Source organism: Rickettsia endosymbiont of Orchestes rusci (assembly GCF_964030945.1).
In the GTDB taxonomy this organism is placed as follows: domain Bacteria; phylum Pseudomonadota; class Alphaproteobacteria; order Rickettsiales; family Rickettsiaceae; genus Rickettsia.
In genome coordinates this window covers 1058598-1078297 of record NZ_CAXIQG010000004.1, presented here as the reverse complement: position 1 = coordinate 1078297, position 19700 = coordinate 1058598, and the positions used below count along the sequence as shown (strand labels likewise).

The following is a 19700-nucleotide window of genomic DNA, read 5'->3' as shown; positions in this document are numbered from 1 at the left end:
TATAATGCCAAAGCATAATCACGTTGTATTAGTTGATGAACAGGATAATGTGCTAGGGATAGAGGACAAAGCTACTGTTCATAATTCCGCTACGCCGTTACATCGAGGTTTTTCAGTTTTTCTTTTTAATAATAAAAAAGAATTGTTAATACAAAAAAGAAATTCTAGTAAAAAAACCTGGCCGGCATTTTGGTCAAATAGTTTTTGCGGTCATCCACGGCTTAACGAAAACTATGAGGATGCAGTACATAGACATGCTAAATTTGAATTAGGTATGACCTTACAAAAATTATATTTTATAGATAGCTACCGTTACAAATTTGCCTTAAATAATATTATAGAGAATGAAATATGCCCAATTTATTTAGCTTTGTCAAATGATGATATAAGGATAAATAAAAATGAAGTTGAAGAAATAAAATTATTTCAATGGACTGATTTTTTAGTTTATTTAAAAGAATCTTTGCCGAATTTTACTCCTTGGTGTATTGAAGAAATAAATATATTAGAAAAAAGTAATATATTTAAGAAATTTATGGATTCGACTTTATAATTGTAGTATAAACACACCAAACGTCATTGCGAGCATTTGTGGGCGTTGTTGCATGGCTCAAATTTTTAATGTCATTCCTAGATAAAGGCGGGAATCCAGAAAATAATAGTCATCCTGAATTTATTTCAGGATCTCTTAAATTAGATGCTGAAACAAGTTCAGCATGACAAAAGCAAAAAAAGTCCGGATTCCCGCCTTTAGCTAGGAATGACATAAGAGTGCAAGGAATGGCATAGAACATGCTAACCTATCCACAACAATACTATCCATAATCGGGGTCATAGCTCAGTTGGTAGAGTGCTTGGCTGGCAGCCAAGAGGTCGGGGGTTCGAGACCCCCTGGCTCCACCAGTTCCTCTGGGGTTTTCAAAGGCGGTAACATATTTTGAGTACCGCATCTGCTAATATTTTGTATAGTATAAAACGGCGAATTTAGTTGTCAACGTATTTTACCCGTAATGCCCTTCAGACTAGACGTTTCGTATAAATAAGTATCGTTTAAAAAGTGCTTGTTGCCATTATATTAAGGCGTATAAGCTTAACAAGCGATTATATTTGTAAATTTTTCTGCAAATATCGAAAACGGTATAGCAAGGTGCTGCCATTCACCTTTACCTTTATCAATAGAAATATGATTTTCTATGTCTTTCATAGTAACTACTGCAAGTTTTTGAATATCGTTGCTTAAATCCCATAAATGAAAACAATGCGATTCTGTGTCAATGGCACGTTCCCATTCATTGCGAGTGAGATAAAAAAGTGCATCTATGCCGTTTTTGGTAGTTTTTACTTCAATTGATAGCTTTGTTTTATCGTTATTGCTAATAACGGACAACACATCATATCCATCTTCATTCGATTCTATCGAAACCCATTTAGGTTGATAACCGGTACGTGCTTTTTCATAGTTAAGCGTAAGACGTTCGCCGTGCCTTCCGATAGATAATAGTAAATCATTTTGTAGACCTCTTGCTCTTGAAGCAAGTATATCCCCAAATTTTACTATATCTTCATCTACACTTTCTACTAAGCCTGCTTCCAGAAAAACTTGATATATTTCAGAATGTACATATAAAAGTAGTTTTTTCTACCAAAAGCGGCATTTTGTAGCCAAAAAGGATGTTTGACGTTAATAAAATCTAATATTGATTGTTGAAGCTTTTGTTTTGTTCCTGCTAGGGATAATAATTTTTCTCCTGAGTCGGAAGCGATAGCTACGCCCGTTTTATTAAGCAATATCCATCCCATCTCTTGAGCGTAGGTTAAGGAGTAATCAGTTGGTGTTACACCTATCTTTTCAAATGCACGTCTAATATCGTCAAATGATAATTTATGACGATTAATTATCTCTAACAATTCAAAACAAGAATGTGCAAGTCCGGGTGAAAGAGACATAATCAAAAATTCTTCTTTTTAAAATCTCGTAATAATGCTTCAATATCTTCCGGTAAGAGACCTATCACGTAATCTTCCGGATCATCGGTAGAAATAGGATCGATAGGTATAGGGTCGATTTTTAAGCTTGAGTCTTCTAAGGCTTCTGCCATTTTTCCAACCTTAAAATTTAGTCTTTCACGTACCGTTTCGTCAATAGTTCCTGTGCATTCAACTATTTCAATATTTGTTTGTTCATTTGGGCTAAGACCTAGCCTATGTATTCGGTCTTCAGATTGTAAATAATGTGCAGCATTAAATGTTCTATCTAGATATATAGCATGATGACAAATCTTGTGAAGACTTACTCCTTCACTTGCGGCAGCAGGGTTTGCTACCATAATTTTTACATTCGGATCATCATGAAATAGCTTGATTTTTCCTTCTCGTGTTTCATCGTCATCCTCGTCGCCCGCATCTACTCCACCGTGAATATATACTGCTCCTAAGTCGACTAATCTCTGTGCAATATATTCGACATTTTTTACAAAAGAAGACCAAATTAAAACTTTTTGATTATTACGTACTAATTCTCTAGCACGTTTTAAAACATATTTAAGTTTTGGTCCGTCGCCTTCTGCAAGTACTGCTTGTAACAAGTTAGAATGTACAAAGCCAATTTCTCGTGACAAAAGAGCGGGGTTAGAAACAAATTGCAGCAATTTTGCTACCGATCTTCCAAGAATACGAAGAGCTTGTTTAGTTCCATTATTTAAAGCAGTAGCAGCTTCGCGTGAAACTTCAAATTTCATAAGATTATATAATTCATACTGAACAGGAGCCATATGTAACTTCCGAACAACTCGAGTAACGGGCGGTAACCCTAACTCAGCCTTATTAGTCCGAACATATATAGGCTTTATTAACTCTATAACGTTATTACCGGTAACAGGAATTTCAGGATATAAAAAAGTGAATTGTGGGATTAGATCTTCTACGGCTTGAGGCATTGGAGTTCCCGACATTATTAATTTACCGACCGGTAAGTGTGCGATACTAAGTATTGTTTGAGGTGTTTGTTTCTCAAGGCCACTTTTTATTCTATGACTTTCATCAAGAAATACATGGGTCTTATAACGACTTAAATATCCGGCTATTAACTCTCTAACGCGTGGTAATTGCTGGTAAGTTATCAACATGAAACGAGGACGACTTTCCAGAAGTCTATTAATCTTATCTGTCCCGCCGCGTAGCCTAGTAAAATTTTTATAAATATTCGGCATACAAGCTTCAAGTTGTTCATCCCAAGCTCCAAAAGCATTTTTAGGAGCAATAACTAATAAACCTTCATCAGATGTTGCTTTGAAAAAAAAAGTAGCTAATGCCTCTGTTGTTTTCCCGGCACCAGGGACTGAAAAGGTTGCTGCTGCCGGCAAAGCGGCAATTTTACATATATTACGTTCTTGTTGAGTAGTAAGTAGACGAGAAAACCCCACTTCTTTTAATTTTGATAATAAATCTTCAATTTTTACAGCATAAAGCTCTTTCGCTTTTTGGTAATCATGGTTATTTTGAGTTGATTGCCTAAGTAATAGCTCTGCTTTTGTTTCAATTTCAAGGTTTTCACCTATTTGTATCTCGTATCCTTTTAAAAGTTGACCAAATTGCGAACGCAATGAAATAAAAGTCCACCAGGGTAATGATAGCTGATAACCGCCTTCCTGTTGTGCTTTATCCGAATTATCAAAAATTAGGCGTTTTATAGGCTCAAGCCATGGTTGAGCATAATCAATTTCTTCCCATCCAATCAATGCTTTTCTGTCTTTATCTCTATAGGCAATTTTAAGCATTATTATTTAGCCATTTATAGATTTTAGAAATATTATTTTCCATAATTTTTAATTGTTTTTCTGCACCCTCTCTATTTGATTCAGGTCTCAGGCCATGCTCTACGGCGGCGGCAAGATCGCTATTTGCTCTAGCCAATTTTTTAAGAAGATAATGAGCATTTAATGCATCTTTTTTTAGCTCCTTCTGAGACTCAATGACTTCAGTAATAATTTCACGTGCTCGGTTGCCGTTTTCAGGTTTTGAAATTTCTCTAGATAACGGAATATCAATCGAATCAGCACTATTAGCAACACAAAATATTTCATCAATATCTTTATGCTTTTTTGGAAGCTCTACATTAAATTCTTCTTGTAACTTCAATTTAATCAGCTCTAAATGTTTTTCAGTGTTTGGAATAGCTTCATATAAACGTTCACCTACAGCTTCGGGATCATCTATTAAAACAAAAGCAGCTTCTTTAAATAATTCTTGTTTTCCGATAGAAGTTATTTTACTACGGCTTTGAATCAGCTTACGAAAAGCAAACTCATTTTCCGAGATTTCTGACCAATAATTTTCTTTACCACGAGTTTTTAAATATTCTGCTGCGTAAGCTCTCATGTCCAAAAGCTCTTTTATTTCTGATTCTTTTAGACCGTAAAGATCAGCAACTTCTTTTGTGTTAAAGTTATGTTGTTCTTGTTTTTGAAATATCATATTGGCTTGAGTATCCCAAGAATATTTTGCCTTTATATCGGGGGCTATCTGTAATTGAGCCTCAAGCTTATCAATTTCCTTTTCACCGCAATGCGGAAGTACGGCAATATCAATATAAGCAAAGTGATCATATTTCTTTCTATCTTCATTATATAATTCTCTCCAACTAGCAAGGCGGCGGTTACCGTTTATCACAAAACCGTATTCATCTAACAAAATTGGCTCTACCTGTTTATTTCCCGTATCTTTAAAATAATCCAACAAATTTGATTGTTTAACCAGCTTAAGAAGTAATTGATGCTGAGTTTCTTGAACGTCAAGAAGTTCCGGGTCTTTTAAGAAGTAATCTGAGGTAATAGTCGAATTCTTAGCTAAATATTCCTGTTGACCGGAAATAGTTCTACCGTTTGCTAGCCTATATTTAGGAAGATTTAAAGGCACTGTCAGAATTGCAATATCTTGATTCTTTCCTTGAAAAACTATGCGATAAGTAGTTAAGTCATTTTGTTCCAATAGTTTCTTAAAGTTTTCTTGGCGACTCGTACGTGGCCAACCGAATCGTGAAGAGAGTGGATTAGTAAGAGGAAAGGTTGACGTATTCATAGTATTACTCTATCGCAAAAATTATAATAGGTACAAAAATTACTTTCTTAAATATTGTAAGCTCCTTTTCAAGACGTACGGCATTAGTAATATTACTGCCTAAAATCTTAGAAGATGAGTATGTGGGAACAATCATCACTGCTGAATTGATTATTTTATCAATGTAAAGTTTTTGGAGCTTGATTAAGTCTGCATACATTCTAGCAATATTACCGGTTTGTAGACAAAGACCGACCTTATCTTTTAGCGAAGTAATAGTAATTCCCGACTCTCTAGAAATAGTGACATTAGAAGACCAGCCTTTTGTAACCAAGTATCTAAGGAGGTCATCACGTATTTTTGAAGCAGCCCCCTTACTGACTTTTATAGCTACTTGATTTATTGCGTCTGCAACCTCATTAAGGATATCCTTAGTCACAACTTGATCACCTTCAAAATGGCTTATTGAACAGTATCTCATTTCTTTTCCTATGATTTCAAAGATAAGTTTAAATTTTCAGGCATTAAAGATAAATTACTTTTAGTATGGTCATATAGAGGTTTATCATGCGGTCTATATCTAGCTTGCCCTTTTAAAGCTTCTTCCAAACGGGTAATACCTATTTTTGCATATTCTTTATTTAATTCACATCCCCAAAAACGTCGGGAGTGTATAGCAGCTGCCACTCCTGCTGAAGCAACTCCGGCAAATGGATCAAATATTAGATCTGATTTATCGGTAAGTGCTAAGGTTAAACGCTCTATAAGCCCCACCGGAAATTGACACGGATGGCTTGTCTTTTCAACATGATTACTTTTTACATTCGGAATATTCCAAACGTCATCAGGGTTTTTACCAAGAGGATGCCCCGATAGCTGACCGGCTTTTGGACCTTTAAAATGCCTTTTCCCGGGATATTTTGAAGGTACTCGTACATCGTCAAGGTTAAATGTATATTCATTAGATTTTGTATACCATAAAACAACCTCATAACGACCGGAAAAGCGTTTTTTAGAATGCAACCCATGCCCAAAATGCCAAATAATACGATTACGCATTTGTAATTTGTGTTCCTTAAACATAGGTGCAAATTCAATATCTAAAGGAACGATATAACCGTTATCTATAAAATTACCGACTTGCCAGCAAATACTTCCTGTAGATTTTAATCGTGGAATTAGCTGATCAATTATTCTTTTTTGCCATTCTAAATATATTTGTAAATCATTTTTTTTTTCATACGGTTTACCGATATTATAAGGGGGAGAAGTTATAATTAGGTCAAATATCGGTTCCATAGGAAGATTTGATAAAAATTTTTCTACATCACCAAGCCATACCGCATAATCAATTTTATCTAATGATGGAGTTTGTTTATTCAAAATATTCAATAATAGAGGCTTAGAGTATTCTTGAGTACTTGATTTCATTTGTAATAATTAGTTTTTTAATTCACATATTATTATACGATGATTTTCTAGATCAACAATTGATATAATTGCTGATTGGAAATTAAAACAATCCATGATTTGCATAAGCATATACATTTTTTATTATTAATACAAGAAAGATTATAATGCATAAATAAGGATTAGATAAGAGGATAGAGTTTGTTGCTTTTTTCTATACATTAAGGCAGAACAAGGGCATTGTTGCGTGGCTCGAATTTCCGCTGTCATTCCCGCGCAGCATTGTTGCGTGGATAAGTTAAAGCATGTTCTATGTCATTCCCGCGCAGGCGGGAATGACATAAGGGCGCAGGAATGACATATATAGAGTGCGGGAATGACCCCGGCTTGCTTTACCAAAATGGTCAAAATCACTACTCCACCATCTTGCCGTGGGTATAAAAATCATAGGCGGTTTGGTAAAAGCTAACGGCTTCTTCGGTTAAAGCCGGGAGGTCTAATATTTCCTGTTTTTTGCCGTCTGATGATAATTTATAAGTTTTAGGCTTAGAGTTCGGGCTTAGAATTACTAAATATTCGTCTTTCATAAAGCCCAGCAATTGATAAGTACTTATGAAAGCCCTATTTGCCGGCTCGTTTAATATATCTTGTCCCCAAAATTTACTTTTATATTCAAAACCCAATAAGCCGAAAATTGTTGGAGCTATATCTATCTGGCTAGCTAAATTAGCTATTTTTTGCGGAGATAATATTTTAGGGGCATAAATAATTAAAGGTATGTGATATTTATTAACCGGCAACTCTGTTTTACCGGCACTTGCAGCGTAGTGATCGGCGGTAATTACAAAAATAGTATTATCAAACCATTCTTTAGTTTTTGCCTTTTCTAAAAATTTACCGATGGCGTAATCAGTGTATTTAACTGCGGCATTACGTCCGCCGCCGGAAGGTAAATCAATTCTATTTTCGGGAAAAGTATAAGGACGATGATTGGAAGTTGTCATAATCAAAGAAAAAAACGGCTTACCGGTTTTATAATCTTGATCAGCTACCTCAAGGGATTTATTAAATATATCTTCGTCCGCTACTCCCCAAATATTTGCAAAACTTATTTCATTTGCCGTTAAGTTACCTCGGTCAATTATATTATAACCGTTTCCTGCAAAATAATTCTGAAAATTATCAAAATAGCTATAGCCGCCGAAGATAAAATTAATTTGATAACCTTGTTGTTGAAAAATAGTGCCGATATTAAATAAATTTTGATTATCGGGTCTTCTAATAATCGAAGAGCCTGGAGTCGGCGGTACGGATAAAGTAATAGCCTCTAAGCCTCGCACTGTCCTTGTCCCCGTAGCATATAGATTAGTAAAAAATATACCGTTATCAGCGAGTTTATCTAAGTACGGCGTGATATTATCGGAATTCCCAAAGCTCTTCATAAATTTCCCGCTAAGGCTTTCAACAGTAATAAGCACCACGTTATATTTACTTCGGGATAAGGTTTTTGGGGTAATAATGCGTTCTATGGAATCGGCAGATAAAAATTGTTGATTATTACCTTGAAGTAGTGTACGCACCACGCTTAAAGCGCGAGTATTATCGATTATCGGGTAAAAACTATTATAATTTAAGCTATTATTAAAATAAGCCGAGAAAAATTCATAAGGACCGTTTTTGCTTAATTCTCTTGCATATCTGTTATTAGAAAAATTAAGTTTTTCGGGAGCATAGAACTTAAAAGCCAGCAAACTACATAAACTTAATAGAATTATCGAAGTCAAACGAGATTTAATTTGTATGCTACTTGCGGCATTAATTAAAGTATTTCTTAGCAAATAAGTAATCACTACAGCGATTGCAATAATGCCGGTTGATATCTCGACATACGGCATAGATTCTTTTACCGTGCCGATAATTTCATGCGTGTAAATTAAATAGTCAACGGCAATAAAATTAAACTTCGTACCGAACTCGTCCCAAAAGGTAATTTCGGCAATTGAGATAAAAATCAAAAAAGTGATGAAACAGCAGAAAAATATATAACAAAATAATCGATGTAAAAATTCACATCTTGATAATATTAAATGAAATAATAGGGTTAAAATTAATGTGATCGGCAGAAAATAAACACAGGATATGAAATCGTTAACTTCTCCTAGAATAAATATTAACGGCAAATCGGCAAAAGAAATTTGTTTATGCCATACGGCATAAGCGCATAAGGACAGCCTAGTAATAAGCTGAAATATTAAATAAGTTTTAGCGGTGATATTAAATAACGTTTTTATCATGTTGTGTACTGTTTTGTGTCATTCCCAAGTGGATGCAACAAACGCCTATAGCGGCTCGCAATGACGATTCCGGTAGCCATGCAACAACGCCCCACGTAGGCGGGAATGACATCGAAGACGCTTTTAACCATTACACAATAACTCTACACCGGAATCACATCTATCTCATCTATCCGGTAATAATATTTCTCTTTTGCCGGTGTGATTCGGTGAGGAAATTATGCCGTCTTGTTCCATCTTTTCAACTAAAATAGCGGCTCTATTATAACCGATTCGGAGCGATCGCTGAATATAGCTAATTGAAGCTTTACGTTCAAGCTGCACTATCTGCACTGCTCTTTTATACAGCATTTCGTCCGTTGTTCCGTCGTCGCTACTATTCTCTAAAGCTGCATCTCCTTCATCGATCTGTTCGGTTACTGCTGAAATATATTCAGGGGTACCGGTTTCTTTTAAATATTCGGTAATTTTCTCAATCTCATTTTCATCGACAAAAGGCCCGTGTACCCTGGTAATTTTTGAAGTATTACCCATAAATAACATGTCTCCCATGCCGAGTAACTGCTCGGAGCCTTGCTCACCTAAAATTGTCCGACTATCGATTTTGGAAGTAACTTTAAAACTAATACGGCTTGGGAAATTTGCTTTAATTACGCCGGTAATAACGTCTACGGAAGGTCTTTGCGTCGCCATAATAATATGAATGCCTGCAGCCCTTGCCATTTGAGCGAGCCTTTGAATGGATAGTTCGATATCTTTACCGGCAACTAACATTAAATCAGCCATCTCATCAACAATTACCACGATAAACGGTAATTTATCCATATTCATTTCTACCGTTTCATAAATAGGCTTGCCGGTCTCATGATCAAATCCTGTTTGAATAGTACGTTCAAGGGTTTTACCTTGTCTTGCTGCTTCTAAAATTTTAGCATTATAACCGGCAATATTTTTAACGCCGATATTCGACATCATTCTATAACGATTTTCCATTTCCTTCACCGCCCATTTAAGAGCTACCACCGCTTTAGCAGGTTCGGTTACGACGGGAGTCAGTAAATGCGGTATTCCTTCATAAGCAGATAGCTCCAGCATTTTCGGGTCGATCATAATAAGGCGGCATTCTTCGGGGGTATAACGATATAATAGCGAGACGATCATTGCATTAATTCCGACCGACTTACCGGAGCCGGTAGTTCCTGCAACTAGTAAATGAGGCATTTTAGCCAAATCGGCGATTAACGGTTTGCCGGCTAAATCTTTCCCTAAAATTAGGGGCAATAAAATAGATTGATCTTGATATTCCGGCGTTTCAATTAGCTCCTTTAAACAAAAAAATTCTCTATGCTTATTCGGTAATTCAATACCGAGAACATTTTTACCGGGTATTACCGCGATTCTGGTTGAAATGGCGGAAAGCGATCTTGCTATATCGTCGGATAACCCTACTACTCTTGAGGTTTTTGTACCGGCTGCCGGCTCAAACTCGTATAAAGTAACCACCGGTCCTTGACTAATATTAATAATTTGCCCTTTAACGCCGAAGTCACTCAGAACAGTTAATAATTTTTCCGATTTTTGTTTAAGCTCTTGAGAAGAATCACTTTTTATATGGTGATTATCAGCATTTCGCAGTAATGCAATAGGCGGTAACGGTGCTAGATTGCTTTGTTCATTTTTTGGTAACGGCGTAGATTTATTAAAAAATTTCGGTCGGATATTAGTTGCCGGTTTAGCTATACTTATTTCCGTTACTTTTATTTTTTCCTGAGTAGAAAAATAAGAAGGAGTAATTCTTGGCTGGTTTGCTTCGTCTTTTTTAGGCAATAAAAATTTTGCAAGCGATAGGTAAGGCGTTAAATTAGATAAGATATTACGTATTTGATAAGATAAAATGCTATATAATTTTATTGTAAAATCCTTCAGTAAGGTAAATTTTATTTCAAGTAAAATAACGAATAAAATAAATGTCGAGAAGATTAATAATAGATAAAGTTGATTCGTAAATTGCTTAAGAAAATTAAAGCTAGCTATCCCTGTCGCGCCGCCGGCACTTCCTTGCAAATATGGTATCTCAAGATTTGCAAATAATGTTGCCATACTAAGGATAGTAAATAACATTACAATTATACGTACTAGCAACAATTTACTTTGAGCAAGCCAACGGCTTTTCGCCCAAATAAAACAACAAATAGGTAGAATAAAAGCGGCTATACCAAAAAATTGATACAAAAAATCCGATAAATATGCACCGAAAATACCTAATAAATTGTTAGGATATCTTTGAGTTACTAAATTAAAGCAAGGATCATCGGTTTTATAAGTTATTAAAGCGCAAATAATGCCGAAACCTATTACGCTTAAAATAACAGCTTGTAGTTTGTTATTTGAAAAAAATTTATTTATATAATATAACACGAAAATTATTAAAAAATTTGTATAGTAATAATAACATATAACTAATTTGGCGGCTTGATACAAGAATAATTTAAGTAATGCCGTATTCTCGTCGCATTACAGCGTCATTCAAAAAGCTTGATACAAGCAAATTTTCGACATTCGCCTGTGCTCACCTACTCTAATACGGTAGCTTAGCTCGTCTTTAAATTTATCTTGTCTGAAGCTTTCTGAATTTAGCTGTATACCGGAATCGTCATTGCGAGGAGGGACGTAGTCCCGACGTGGCAATCTAGTCTTAGTCATGCTGAACAAGTTTTGCGCATCTTTTTTTAGTAGATCCTGAAATAAATTCAGGATGACTATGCTTTTCTGGATTGCCGCAGCCACTTCATGGCTTCGCAATGACGGGTTTTGTATTAATTTTTGAGCCATGCAACAACGCCTATATTAGCCGGGTTGAAATAGCTTTTGCTATATCTTTAAAATTATCATAGAGGAGTAGGGGGTTAATAACTCAGTATTAACAAATCCTTATTTATTTTAAAGCTTTTAAAACGCTGAAGTACCGACATACCGAGTAGTGAAATATCTAGATCGCCGATGCCTATATGCCCTTCGATATCTTTAAATACTCTACCGATCACCATGCTATCTAATATTATAGGAGCGGCTTTACTTGCACCGTTAGCGGTAAGATAGATCCTGCTATATTTTAATTTAGATAAATCGAATCCTAATTTTTTAGCATCCTCCTGAGTCAAAGCTACATCACTTGCGCCGGTATCGATCATAAAGTTTATTTTCACGTTGTTTACAAGTGCTTCGAGATAAAAATGTCCGTCACCGCTGCGGGCTATAACAATTTCACCCTGCCTATTAACCCAGCTATATGAAGGAATTAATACCGATAATACTCGCTGACTCGCATAAGTTAATTCAAACCTAAAAGCATAGCCGATTATTATAACTAAAAAAATAATTCCCCAGCTTGATAGTTGCAGAAAAAATTTTCGTAAGTTATTTTGACCGAAAAAACTATATATAAAACTAATTAATATTATCAGTGCTGAAAAAAATGCTACAAGATTTTGAGAATCATCAAAAAAATGCGGAAATTTTTCATTTATAAATTTATATAAGAATGAAATAGCAAGCCCACTAATGCCGAAAATAACAACTGCTTTTATAAGATTTTTATATGTCATAGTAATAAACTCTATGTTCTAAAGAGATATAGCTTCGCTTATTAAGGTCTATACATCAAATTTCGCGAGTCTCGCTTGTGCGGCATTGTTGCGTGGATAGTACAAAGCGCTTTCGATGTCATTCCCGTGAAAACGGGGCGTTGTTGCATGGATGGTTAAAAACGCCCTCGGTGTCATTCCCGCGCAGGCGGGAATCCAGAGAAATACTTAAAATAAGTAAAATTATATAATAAATTACTATTTAATTTGCTCATATTAACTTTCTGGATTCCCGCCTACGCGGGAATGACACCCTTTTCATGGCAATTTTCGATCCATGCAACAACGCCTACAGCTTCTCGCAATGACGTTTAACGTTTCACGCGGGTATTGCCTTGTGAGCGAGCTGTATATTAACGCGAACTATGGATAAGGAATTATCCGTAGTTGGGGTTATATTATAGTAAAACTTAGAATATTCTAATTAAAGGTAAGTATAATTTTAATGGTAGCGAGGGAGGGATTTGAACCCCCGACATGCGGATTATGATTCCGCCGCTCTAACCAACTGAGCTACCCCGCCAGGGGAAGTATTTAGTGTATACTCGATGAACTTTAAAAATTGCCTAGCCTGCACCAGTTTGATTTTGACAGCGAATTTTGTAAAGCTCGCCTTTACGCATGTATTATTTATACACTTGCGCAGACGAGCTTTAAAATTCATCTGTCAAAATTAAACTGTTCTTGGCTTTTGTCGTCTTATAAGTTCTGCGATGCGCTACGTTAATTATACGCTGCGCTTCTTGACTTATAGACTCCTTGCTCTTTTTAAAGTTGATCTTCGTTTACCAACTCTTCACTTCACAGGAGTGCCATTTTTTGCGTATCATGCGTGTTGAGCAGCATTTGTTGCGTGGCTCGGAATCCTTATAAAAAACACCGTCATTGCGAGGAGGGACGTAGTCCCGACGTGGCAATCTAGAAAAGAATAGCAAAAAATGCTATGAAAGTTATTATTTTCCTGGATTGCCGCGCTCCTTTTAGTCGCGGCTTTGTTGCATGGCTCGAAAATTGCTATATTTTGGGTATTCTTTAAAAGTACCGCGATGTCATGCCGTGGCTTGACCACGGCATCCAGTCAGGCTTTTTAATTTTTTCTGGATACCGTGGTCAAGCCACGGTATGACAAGTTTTAAGCGATTTTAACCATCCATGCAACAACGCCTCACGGGAATGACATCGAAAATTTAAGCCATGCAACAACGCTCTTCTGCAGGAATGGCGTCGAAATTTCAAACCACGCCGGCAATGCTGAGTAATAACAATCCCTTAAATAATATTTTAACGTTTAGAGAATTGAGTTTTCTTACGTGCTTTACGTTGTCCGTATTTTTTACGTTCTACAACTCTAGAATCACGAGTTAAAAATCCACCTTTACGTAAAAGCGGATGAAATTCCGGAGCGGATATATCAAGTGCTTTAGCAATGCCGTGTAAAATAGCACCTTTTTGTCCGGAAATTCCGCCGCCTTTGACGGTACAAATTACATCATATTGCCCGCTAGTTTTTGTTAAAATAAAGGGTTGTAAAATAGTTTTAACATGCGTATTAGAAGTAAAATATTGATCTATATTTTTTTCGTTAACCGTTACTTTACCCTTGCCGGCTTTTATCCAAACTCTAGCTATAGCATTTTTTCTTTTGCCTGTAGCGTAAAACTTATTAGTATTTTCTGAACTTTCTTTAGGAGATTTAACTAACAATTTTTCTTGAGTTAAAGGCTCTTTTTCGTTTTTAATCTTTAATTTTGTCATGCTAAATTACTTTTTATTTTTGGGATTCTGGCTTGCAAAATCATAAGCTACCGGTTGTTGTGCTTGATGAGGGTGTTCCTCTTTTGCATAAACATATAAATTACTCATTTGCTTTGCACCCAAAACATTTCTCGTAATCATTCTTTTTACAGCCGATTTAACAACGCGTTCAGGATATTTGCCGCTTAAAATTTTTCCTGCGGTAGTTTCTTTAATCCCGCCCGGGAATCCCGTATGTCTGTAATACACTTTACCGTCTTTGGGATTGGCTTTCTTACCGGTCAATTTTATATGTTCCGCGTTAATTATAATTACATTATCTCCACAATCCATATGAGGAGTAAAAGTAGGTTTATGTTTACCGCGCAACATATTGGCAACTTTGCTAGCAAGCCTACCAAGAACCAGATTTTGCGCGTCTATAACCCACCATTTTTTTTGAATATCCGATGGTTTTGCAGAGTAAGTTTTCACAGTAATATCTTTTTAATTAGAATTATTCAAATCAAGATTATTTGAGCATATTAAATAGCATTAAAGTCGGCTATTTGTCAAGTTAAATATAATATTGATATGTTTTTGTCATGCTGAACAAGTTTGGGCGTTGTTGCGTGGCTCTAAAAAAGTGCCGTGTGTCATTCTAGCTAAAGGCGGGAATCTAGAAAAATCTTAATAAAAGACTGGATACCGTGGTCAAGCCCACTACTGTACGAACGTTGAAAAAAGGCTGTGTCATGCCGTGACTTGATCACGGCATCCAGGAAAATAAAGCCATATTAGACTTATTTTAGAATCTTTTTATGATATTATAAGCTGGATTCCGTGGTCGTCAGCCACGGAATGACAGAATTTTTACCTCTTTATTTAAACGTTCGTACAGTAGTGGGTCAAGCCACGGTATGACATCGTACTTATAATAACCATAATACGGTAAATTATGAGCCATGCACCAAGACCCGCGCCGTTGTCGGAATGACATCGTAACCGCAGCTTTTAAATCGCTTTGTTAGTATCGAATATTATTTTTTTATCGGTAGAAAAATATATATTATTATCAAATCCTATACCGTAATAGCGGATATTTTTAGTAATTTTTGTAATAGTAGGTATGATACTTAAATGTCCGTTCTTATCTGAGCGGAAACTATATAAAACTCCGTTAACGGAAATAACGTTTAAGCTCATACCGGTATTATCTTTACTAACGGAAGGCGCTAAAAAAATGGCTGATTTTAATTTTTTAATATCTTTACCGTCATTTAAATCGGCGACAAATTTTACTTGACCTGATGCAAGAGAGAGTGCTGCAACCTGCCGAGCATTATTTGTGACGAATAAGCTATTACCGATTAATGACATGGATTGAATATCATTAGCGTTAGTTTGCCAAATAACGACACCGGTTGCAACATTTAGCTTTATTACTTTACCTAAACCGCTTGCTATGTATAAATTATTATTGTCGCTAATAGGTGCGCATAATATACTAGCTTCTTCAAAATTCGGTAGAGCCGCATGCTCGGAATCTGTAAGCTCAAAACTCCAAAGAACTTCACCTTTTTTGGTGTTAATAGCAAGAATTTGTCCCGAACTGTAAGTAACTATAACGCGATCATGATATATTATAGGAGCAACTTGGTAGCTAGAAGATAAAACTTCTACCGTTCCTTCATGTTGCCAAACGGGATTTAAAGTTTTGGTATTTAAAGCAACTAGCTGATTACTAATAGTTTGAACTAAAATAGTATCATCATTTATCGTAATCGGCTTAATTCTGATAATATCCGGCAGCTCTTTTCTTATTAGTTCATGCCCTGATTTTGCATCTAATACTACTAATAACCTTGAACCGTATGTTACGTATAATTTTCCGTCATGATACAAAATTCCGCCGCCGATATAATTATCTTCTTTATTTCTACTGATATTATAAGACCAAATTATACTATTTTTTTCTTTGGAAAATGCCGATATATTTGATTTAATATCTAAAGTATACACTATATTATTAACAAAAACCGGCTCGGTAACGGTTTTGTATTTAGTAAAGGAATATTCTTTATTTTTTAACATGTTAGGGTTAAATAAATAGGGGTTTTTACTAGAATCTAAATATATCGATTCATTAGTTTGAGCTGAGAGCCTTGGAGTTAATTCTACAATATTTTTTACTTTTTTAGGTCCGAGTCCGTTACAGGAAATTAAAATAAAAGGTAATAATAAAATTGCTAATTTTTTGTTCATATTCTCTTGTCCTTATCACTATCTAAATTTGAGAGTAAAGCCTTGGCCTGATCTTTTGTCAGTTCCGGAGCATTATTTGACGCTATTAGTATTTTTAAAGTTTCTTTTGCTACGTCCGGCATATCGTTTTTAATATCCCAAATTGCTTTTATAAAGTTGGCCGTAGCCCAAAAAGCTTTTTCTTCGTCATTAAAATATTTTAAATATGTTAATGCCTTTTCTTTATCTTGCTTAGCTATATTTTCTTCGTCAATAACTAAACTTAACCATGAAATACGGGCATAAGCCGTAGTTATTTCTTGATATTCGGTATTTTGAATAATTTTTTCTAATAAAGTCTTAGCGTTTTGATGTTTTTTTTCTGAAATCTTTATAGCAACTTGCTCTAATAAAGCAATTTCTTTTATTCTATTGCTACTTGTATTGCTTAAATTTTCTAAGGTGCTAAAAGCAAAATCTTTGTTGCCTTCGATCATTTCAATGCTAATGGCTTTAACAAAAATATCCCCGTTTTTCTGATTATTTTTAATTTGGTTATCTTTATGACGGTTATTAATTATCATTATAATAACAATGAATATCGCAAAAATTATAACGATGGGTAAAATCTTTTTGAAAAATCTTAACCTTTTTTCTTCGTTTTGGTCATTTAATACTTCTTCTAGAATATCAGACATTTTTATTTACTTTGTTGAGTTTTACAACCGAATTTAACTTTAGCATCCTCCGCCATTTTTTTAGATATTGCGGATCTATTAGTCGGAAATTCTTTATCAAGCTTGGTAAGTATATTACAGGCTTCTTGTTTTTTCTTTAATTCACCGAGTGATAACGACAATTTAAGTAAAGCATCGGAAGATTTAGGACCTTTAGGAGATTGTTTATAACATTTTAAATAATTGATCGCAGCGCCGTTAAAATCTTTGCGTTTAAAAAAACTTTCTCCGTACCAAAAATAAGCGTTACTGATTACGGCACTACTCGGATAAGTTTGTATAAAATTTGCAAATTTCTTCTCCGCTTCCTCTAATTTACCGTCTTTAAAAGAAGCAAGGGCCAAATCATAAGCTTGTTTATCGGCTGCTATATCTTTTTTGTTAATAACGGGAGTTGTAGAATTAGGGGTATTATTTATCTCTTCTAAAGCAGATACGTCAAATACATCGGGAATGTCGGAAGTTTCCGGTATATTTTCCGAATTTTGAGCATGCTCCGTAATATTTAATTGTTTTGTTATTATTCCAACTTTATGCTCTAAGATTTCAATTTTGCCGAGTAATCGCTGAATTTCTTTTTCTTGCTCGTCTAATCTATTTTCATAATCATTATTTGCTACAAATTTTAGATTTTTACTTTTAATTACTTGATCCTCTCCAAATACGCAGAAGGGTAATAAAACAGTAAATAATAATGTAATTAGTTTCATATATTTTTTATTTTTGTGATGTCATTCTAGTTCAAACGGAGCATTATTGCATGGCTCAAATTTTCGATGTCATTCTAGCTAAAGGCGGAAATCCAGGCTTTTTTTGTCATGCTGAACTTGTTTCAGCATCTCTTGAAAAAGATCCTGAAATAAATTCAGGATGACTTAAAAGTATTTTTCTGGATTCCCGCCTTTAGCTAGAATGACATTTATAATTTTTCATCCACGAGCAGTATACAAAAAAATTTCCATTATTCCATATCTTTTTATATTTCCATACTTCCGTCATAAGAAAAAGTTAAAGTTATCGTCGTTCCTTCCTTTATTTTGCTCTCTAAATTAAACTTACCGTTCATAAGTTCAACTAATTTTTTTGTTAACGGTAGACCAAGTCCGGTACCTTCGTATTTTCGACTAAGCTCACTATCAATTTGCCCGAATGCCGATAATGTTTTCGGTATATCTTTTTCTTCAATACCGATGCCGGTATCTATAACTTTTATATATACTAACCTTTCCAATTCGTTTCGTTCGATACTTATAGTTACTGTACCGCCGTTATTAGTAAATTTAACCGCGTTCGATAAAAGGTTCAATAATACTTGTTTAAGCCTCTTCGGATCAGCTTTTATAATAATATGGTCTTGAGGTAATTTATCGATTAACGTTACCCCTGCTTGGTCTGCTCTCGGCTTTACAAGTCTTATTGAAGAGCTAATTAATTTATTTAGATCGAGATCGATATTATCTACTTTTAATTTGTCGGCAGAAGCTTTAGAAAGGTCTAAAATATCGTTAATCATGCTAAGTAGGTGCTTGCCGGCATTATTAATGTCTTGTAGGTAAGTACTATTTTTTGCCGCATCTTTCTCCGACATTAAAATTTCCGAGAAACCTATTATAGCATTAAGCGGGGTACGCAACTCATGACTAATATTAGCAAAAAATTTAGTGTTTGAGGAACTTGTTTGTTCTACTTTAATTATTTCTGCTTTTAAGTTTCTATTAGTTTTAAGCTGTTGATCTATAATTTGTCTAGCATAATTAGTATTACTAATAATTATAGTACAAAATATTATAAAAATAATGATAAATGTTATAAAAACTTTTTTTTCAAGCTCTAATATATTCTCCCATTGATCGGTAATATCGGTATTAATTTCTAGTACGCCGTCCACCGGAAACTCATATAGATTGTTATCTATTATAGGTATATAGCTTGTAATAAAAACAGCCTCTTCTTGGTTATTATCGTTTTCTATTATTACTTTAGGTGCCAATAGATGGCTTGTGATTCCGTTAAATGCTTTATGAAGTGCTCCTTTAAAAATAAACGGTTTTAAAAAATATCTATCAATTTTTGCGGTAATTATTTCATACAAATTATCGTCCGGATAGCTTTTTACATTATACATGTTAAGCAAGCCGCTAGTGATAAATCTATTACCTTTAATATCGTATAAAGAAATATTAATATTAAGATTAGTAAACCAGTCGGCAGAAACCGTAGCAAAGTCAATAAAATCTTGATCCTGCAATAAACTTATATAACCGAATTTATGCAATTTAGCTGTTGCTGCCGGATGAGTATTCCAAACATGTTTTGTATAAATTTCGGCAATTTGAACATTCTCCGCCGCCACATGTTTTAAGATCATTTCCTTTATCATAAAATAACGATAAAACATCATATTTATGATAATATTAAGAAATAATACAATGAATGACAATCTTACTATATATTTATTTTGGTTCATTATATTTGATCTTTATATTGCAAAGATTGGCTTAGGACGCTTGTCATTCTCACGTAGCATTGTTGCGTGGATACCAAAACCGTCATGGCGAGGTGCCTCTTGGCACCGTGGCCAT

The 19700-nt window shown here is 34.9% G+C and carries 22 protein-coding genes and 2 tRNA genes; 4 read left to right on the top strand and 20 right to left on the bottom strand.

Annotation, left to right across the window (positions count from 1 at the left end):
• The first annotated feature begins 4 nt into the window (after nucleotides 1–4).
• The 3 genes from idi to AAHM91_RS09855 all read left to right on the top strand — a co-directional run bounded on the left by idi (nucleotide 5) and on the right by AAHM91_RS09855 (nucleotide 903).
• Nucleotides 5–553, top strand: a complete 549-nt coding sequence (idi, locus tag AAHM91_RS09865; RefSeq protein ID WP_342270661.1) for an isopentenyl-diphosphate Delta-isomerase — start codon at nucleotides 5–7, stop codon at nucleotides 551–553.
• A 26-nt stretch (nucleotides 554–579) separates the two neighbouring features.
• Nucleotides 580–720, top strand: coding sequence for a hypothetical protein (locus tag AAHM91_RS09860; protein ID WP_342270660.1), 141 nt, complete (start codon nucleotides 580–582; stop codon nucleotides 718–720).
• A 107-nt stretch (nucleotides 721–827) separates the two neighbouring features.
• A tRNA-Ala gene (locus AAHM91_RS09855) sits at nucleotides 828–903 on the top strand.
• 187 nt (nucleotides 904–1090) lie between these two features.
• On the opposite strand, the gene AAHM91_RS09850 is transcribed toward AAHM91_RS09855, so the two are convergent.
• The 11 genes from AAHM91_RS09850 to AAHM91_RS09800 all read right to left on the bottom strand — a co-directional run bounded on the left by AAHM91_RS09850 (nucleotide 1091) and on the right by AAHM91_RS09800 (nucleotide 12364).
• Nucleotides 1091–1492 (bottom strand): protein NO VEIN domain-containing protein, encoded by a 402-nt coding sequence (locus tag AAHM91_RS09850; RefSeq protein ID WP_342270771.1) that lies wholly within the window; start codon nucleotides 1490–1492, stop codon nucleotides 1091–1093.
• Between the two features lie 86 nt (nucleotides 1493–1578).
• The gene (locus tag AAHM91_RS09845) at nucleotides 1579–1947 is read right to left on the bottom strand and encodes a hypothetical protein (RefSeq protein ID WP_342270659.1); all 369 of its coding nucleotides are present in this window, start codon (nucleotides 1945–1947) and stop codon (nucleotides 1579–1581) included.
• A 2-nt stretch (nucleotides 1948–1949) separates the two neighbouring features.
• Nucleotides 1950–3776, bottom strand: coding sequence for an SNF2-related protein (locus AAHM91_RS09840; RefSeq protein WP_341793516.1), 1827 nt, complete (start codon nucleotides 3774–3776; stop codon nucleotides 1950–1952).
• A complete protein-coding gene (locus AAHM91_RS09835) occupies nucleotides 3769–5076 on the bottom strand; it encodes a hypothetical protein (protein ID WP_342270658.1) in 1308 nt (435 codons plus the stop codon). The genes AAHM91_RS09840 and AAHM91_RS09835 overlap by 8 nt, the downstream gene beginning before the upstream one ends.
• A gap of 4 nt (nucleotides 5077–5080) precedes the next feature.
• A complete protein-coding gene (locus AAHM91_RS09830; protein WP_342270657.1) occupies nucleotides 5081–5494 on the bottom strand; it encodes a BglII/BstYI family type II restriction endonuclease in 414 nt (137 codons plus the stop codon).
• A 50-nt stretch (nucleotides 5495–5544) separates the two neighbouring features.
• Complete coding sequence (locus AAHM91_RS09825) at nucleotides 5545–6438, bottom strand: DNA-methyltransferase (RefSeq protein ID WP_342270656.1); 894 nt, start codon at nucleotides 6436–6438, stop codon at nucleotides 5545–5547.
• A 440-nt stretch (nucleotides 6439–6878) separates the two neighbouring features.
• Entirely contained in the window at nucleotides 6879–8759 is a 1881-nt protein-coding gene (locus AAHM91_RS09820) for an LTA synthase family protein (RefSeq protein WP_342270655.1), read from the bottom strand.
• The gene (locus AAHM91_RS09815; protein ID WP_342270654.1) at nucleotides 8740–8871 is read right to left on the bottom strand and encodes a hypothetical protein; all 132 of its coding nucleotides are present in this window, start codon (nucleotides 8869–8871) and stop codon (nucleotides 8740–8742) included. Before AAHM91_RS09815 ends, AAHM91_RS09820 begins: the two co-directional genes overlap by 20 nt.
• 53 nt (nucleotides 8872–8924) lie before the next feature.
• Nucleotides 8925–11177 carry a DNA translocase FtsK gene (locus AAHM91_RS09810; protein ID WP_342270653.1) on the bottom strand — a complete coding sequence of 751 codons (2253 nt, stop codon included), beginning with the start codon at nucleotides 11175–11177 and terminating at the stop codon, nucleotides 8925–8927.
• A 108-nt stretch (nucleotides 11178–11285) separates the two neighbouring features.
• Nucleotides 11286–11591, bottom strand: coding sequence for a palindromic element RPE3 domain-containing protein (locus AAHM91_RS09805; protein WP_342270652.1), 306 nt, complete (start codon nucleotides 11589–11591; stop codon nucleotides 11286–11288).
• Nucleotides 11592–11665: 74 nt separating this feature from the next.
• Nucleotides 11666–12364, bottom strand: coding sequence for a TIGR02281 family clan AA aspartic protease (locus tag AAHM91_RS09800; protein ID WP_410526168.1), 699 nt, complete (start codon nucleotides 12362–12364; stop codon nucleotides 11666–11668).
• A gap of 92 nt (nucleotides 12365–12456) precedes the next feature.
• Between AAHM91_RS09800 and AAHM91_RS09795 the strand changes: the two genes are divergently transcribed.
• Nucleotides 12457–12594 carry a hypothetical protein gene (locus AAHM91_RS09795; RefSeq protein WP_342270651.1) on the top strand — a complete coding sequence of 46 codons (138 nt, stop codon included), beginning with the start codon at nucleotides 12457–12459 and terminating at the stop codon, nucleotides 12592–12594.
• Nucleotides 12595–12849: 255 nt separating this feature from the next.
• Here AAHM91_RS09795 and AAHM91_RS09790 read toward each other — a convergent pair.
• The 9 genes from AAHM91_RS09790 to AAHM91_RS09745 all read right to left on the bottom strand — a co-directional run bounded on the left by AAHM91_RS09790 (nucleotide 12850) and on the right by AAHM91_RS09745 (nucleotide 19585).
• Nucleotides 12850–12926 (bottom strand) — tRNA-Met (locus AAHM91_RS09790).
• 303 nt (nucleotides 12927–13229) lie between these two features.
• On the bottom strand, nucleotides 13230–13472 hold the full coding sequence (locus tag AAHM91_RS09780) for a hypothetical protein (protein ID WP_342270650.1): 243 nt from the start codon (nucleotides 13470–13472) through the stop codon (nucleotides 13230–13232).
• 41 nt (nucleotides 13473–13513) lie between these two features.
• Nucleotides 13514–13639 (bottom strand): hypothetical protein, encoded by a 126-nt coding sequence (locus AAHM91_RS09775; RefSeq protein WP_342270649.1) that lies wholly within the window; start codon nucleotides 13637–13639, stop codon nucleotides 13514–13516.
• Between the two features lie 45 nt (nucleotides 13640–13684).
• Complete coding sequence (gene rpsI / locus AAHM91_RS09770) at nucleotides 13685–14158, bottom strand: 30S ribosomal protein S9 (protein WP_253308150.1); 474 nt, start codon at nucleotides 14156–14158, stop codon at nucleotides 13685–13687.
• A 6-nt stretch (nucleotides 14159–14164) separates the two neighbouring features.
• The gene (gene rplM / locus AAHM91_RS09765) at nucleotides 14165–14632 is read right to left on the bottom strand and encodes a 50S ribosomal protein L13 (protein ID WP_253308149.1); all 468 of its coding nucleotides are present in this window, start codon (nucleotides 14630–14632) and stop codon (nucleotides 14165–14167) included.
• Nucleotides 14633–15151: 519 nt separating this feature from the next.
• Entirely contained in the window at nucleotides 15152–16402 is a 1251-nt protein-coding gene (locus tag AAHM91_RS09760; protein ID WP_342270648.1) for an outer membrane protein assembly factor BamB family protein, read from the bottom strand.
• Nucleotides 16399–17079: a DUF2659 family protein gene (locus AAHM91_RS09755; RefSeq protein ID WP_342270647.1), complete on the bottom strand. Its 681-nt coding sequence runs from the start codon at nucleotides 17077–17079 to the stop codon at nucleotides 16399–16401. Before AAHM91_RS09755 ends, AAHM91_RS09760 begins: the two co-directional genes overlap by 4 nt.
• A 2-nt stretch (nucleotides 17080–17081) precedes the next feature.
• Nucleotides 17082–17828, bottom strand: a complete 747-nt coding sequence (gene ybgF / locus AAHM91_RS09750; RefSeq protein WP_342270646.1) for a tol-pal system protein YbgF — start codon at nucleotides 17826–17828, stop codon at nucleotides 17082–17084.
• Between the two features lie 266 nt (nucleotides 17829–18094).
• Nucleotides 18095–19585, bottom strand: coding sequence for a sensor histidine kinase (locus AAHM91_RS09745; protein ID WP_342270645.1), 1491 nt, complete (start codon nucleotides 19583–19585; stop codon nucleotides 18095–18097).
• Between the last annotated feature and the right edge of the window lie 115 nt (nucleotides 19586–19700).

What these genes read in the sequence shown, in the direction of transcription:
- AAHM91_RS09845 (WP_342270659.1), bottom strand. Translation starts at nt 1,947, where the DNA reads ATGTCTCTTTCACCCGGACTTGCACATTCTTGTTTTGAATTGTTAGAG.
- AAHM91_RS09815 (WP_342270654.1), bottom strand. Translation starts at nt 8,871, where the DNA reads ATGTCATTCCCGCCTACGTGGGGCGTTGTTGCATGGCTACCGGAATCG.
- AAHM91_RS09800 (WP_410526168.1), bottom strand. Translation starts at nt 12,364, where the DNA reads ATGACATATAAAAATCTTATAAAAGCAGTTGTTATTTTCGGCATTAGT.
- AAHM91_RS09760 (WP_342270648.1), bottom strand. Translation starts at nt 16,402, where the DNA reads ATGAACAAAAAATTAGCAATTTTATTATTACCTTTTATTTTAATTTCC.
- rpsI (WP_253308150.1), bottom strand. Translation starts at nt 14,158, where the DNA reads ATGACAAAATTAAAGATTAAAAACGAAAAAGAGCCTTTAACTCAAGAA.
- AAHM91_RS09755 (WP_342270647.1), bottom strand. Translation starts at nt 17,079, where the DNA reads ATGTCTGATATTCTAGAAGAAGTATTAAATGACCAAAACGAAGAAAAA.
- AAHM91_RS09745 (WP_342270645.1), bottom strand. Translation starts at nt 19,585, where the DNA reads ATGAACCAAAATAAATATATAGTAAGATTGTCATTCATTGTATTATTT.
- ybgF (WP_342270646.1), bottom strand. Translation starts at nt 17,828, where the DNA reads ATGAAACTAATTACATTATTATTTACTGTTTTATTACCCTTCTGCGTA.
- AAHM91_RS09840 (WP_341793516.1), bottom strand. Translation starts at nt 3,776, where the DNA reads ATGCTTAAAATTGCCTATAGAGATAAAGACAGAAAAGCATTGATTGGA.
- idi (WP_342270661.1), top strand. Translation starts at nt 5, where the DNA reads ATGCCAAAGCATAATCACGTTGTATTAGTTGATGAACAGGATAATGTG.
- AAHM91_RS09835 (WP_342270658.1), bottom strand. Translation starts at nt 5,076, where the DNA reads ATGAATACGTCAACCTTTCCTCTTACTAATCCACTCTCTTCACGATTC.
- AAHM91_RS09820 (WP_342270655.1), bottom strand. Translation starts at nt 8,759, where the DNA reads ATGATAAAAACGTTATTTAATATCACCGCTAAAACTTATTTAATATTT.
- AAHM91_RS09805 (WP_342270652.1), bottom strand. Translation starts at nt 11,591, where the DNA reads ATGGCTCAAAAATTAATACAAAACCCGTCATTGCGAAGCCATGAAGTG.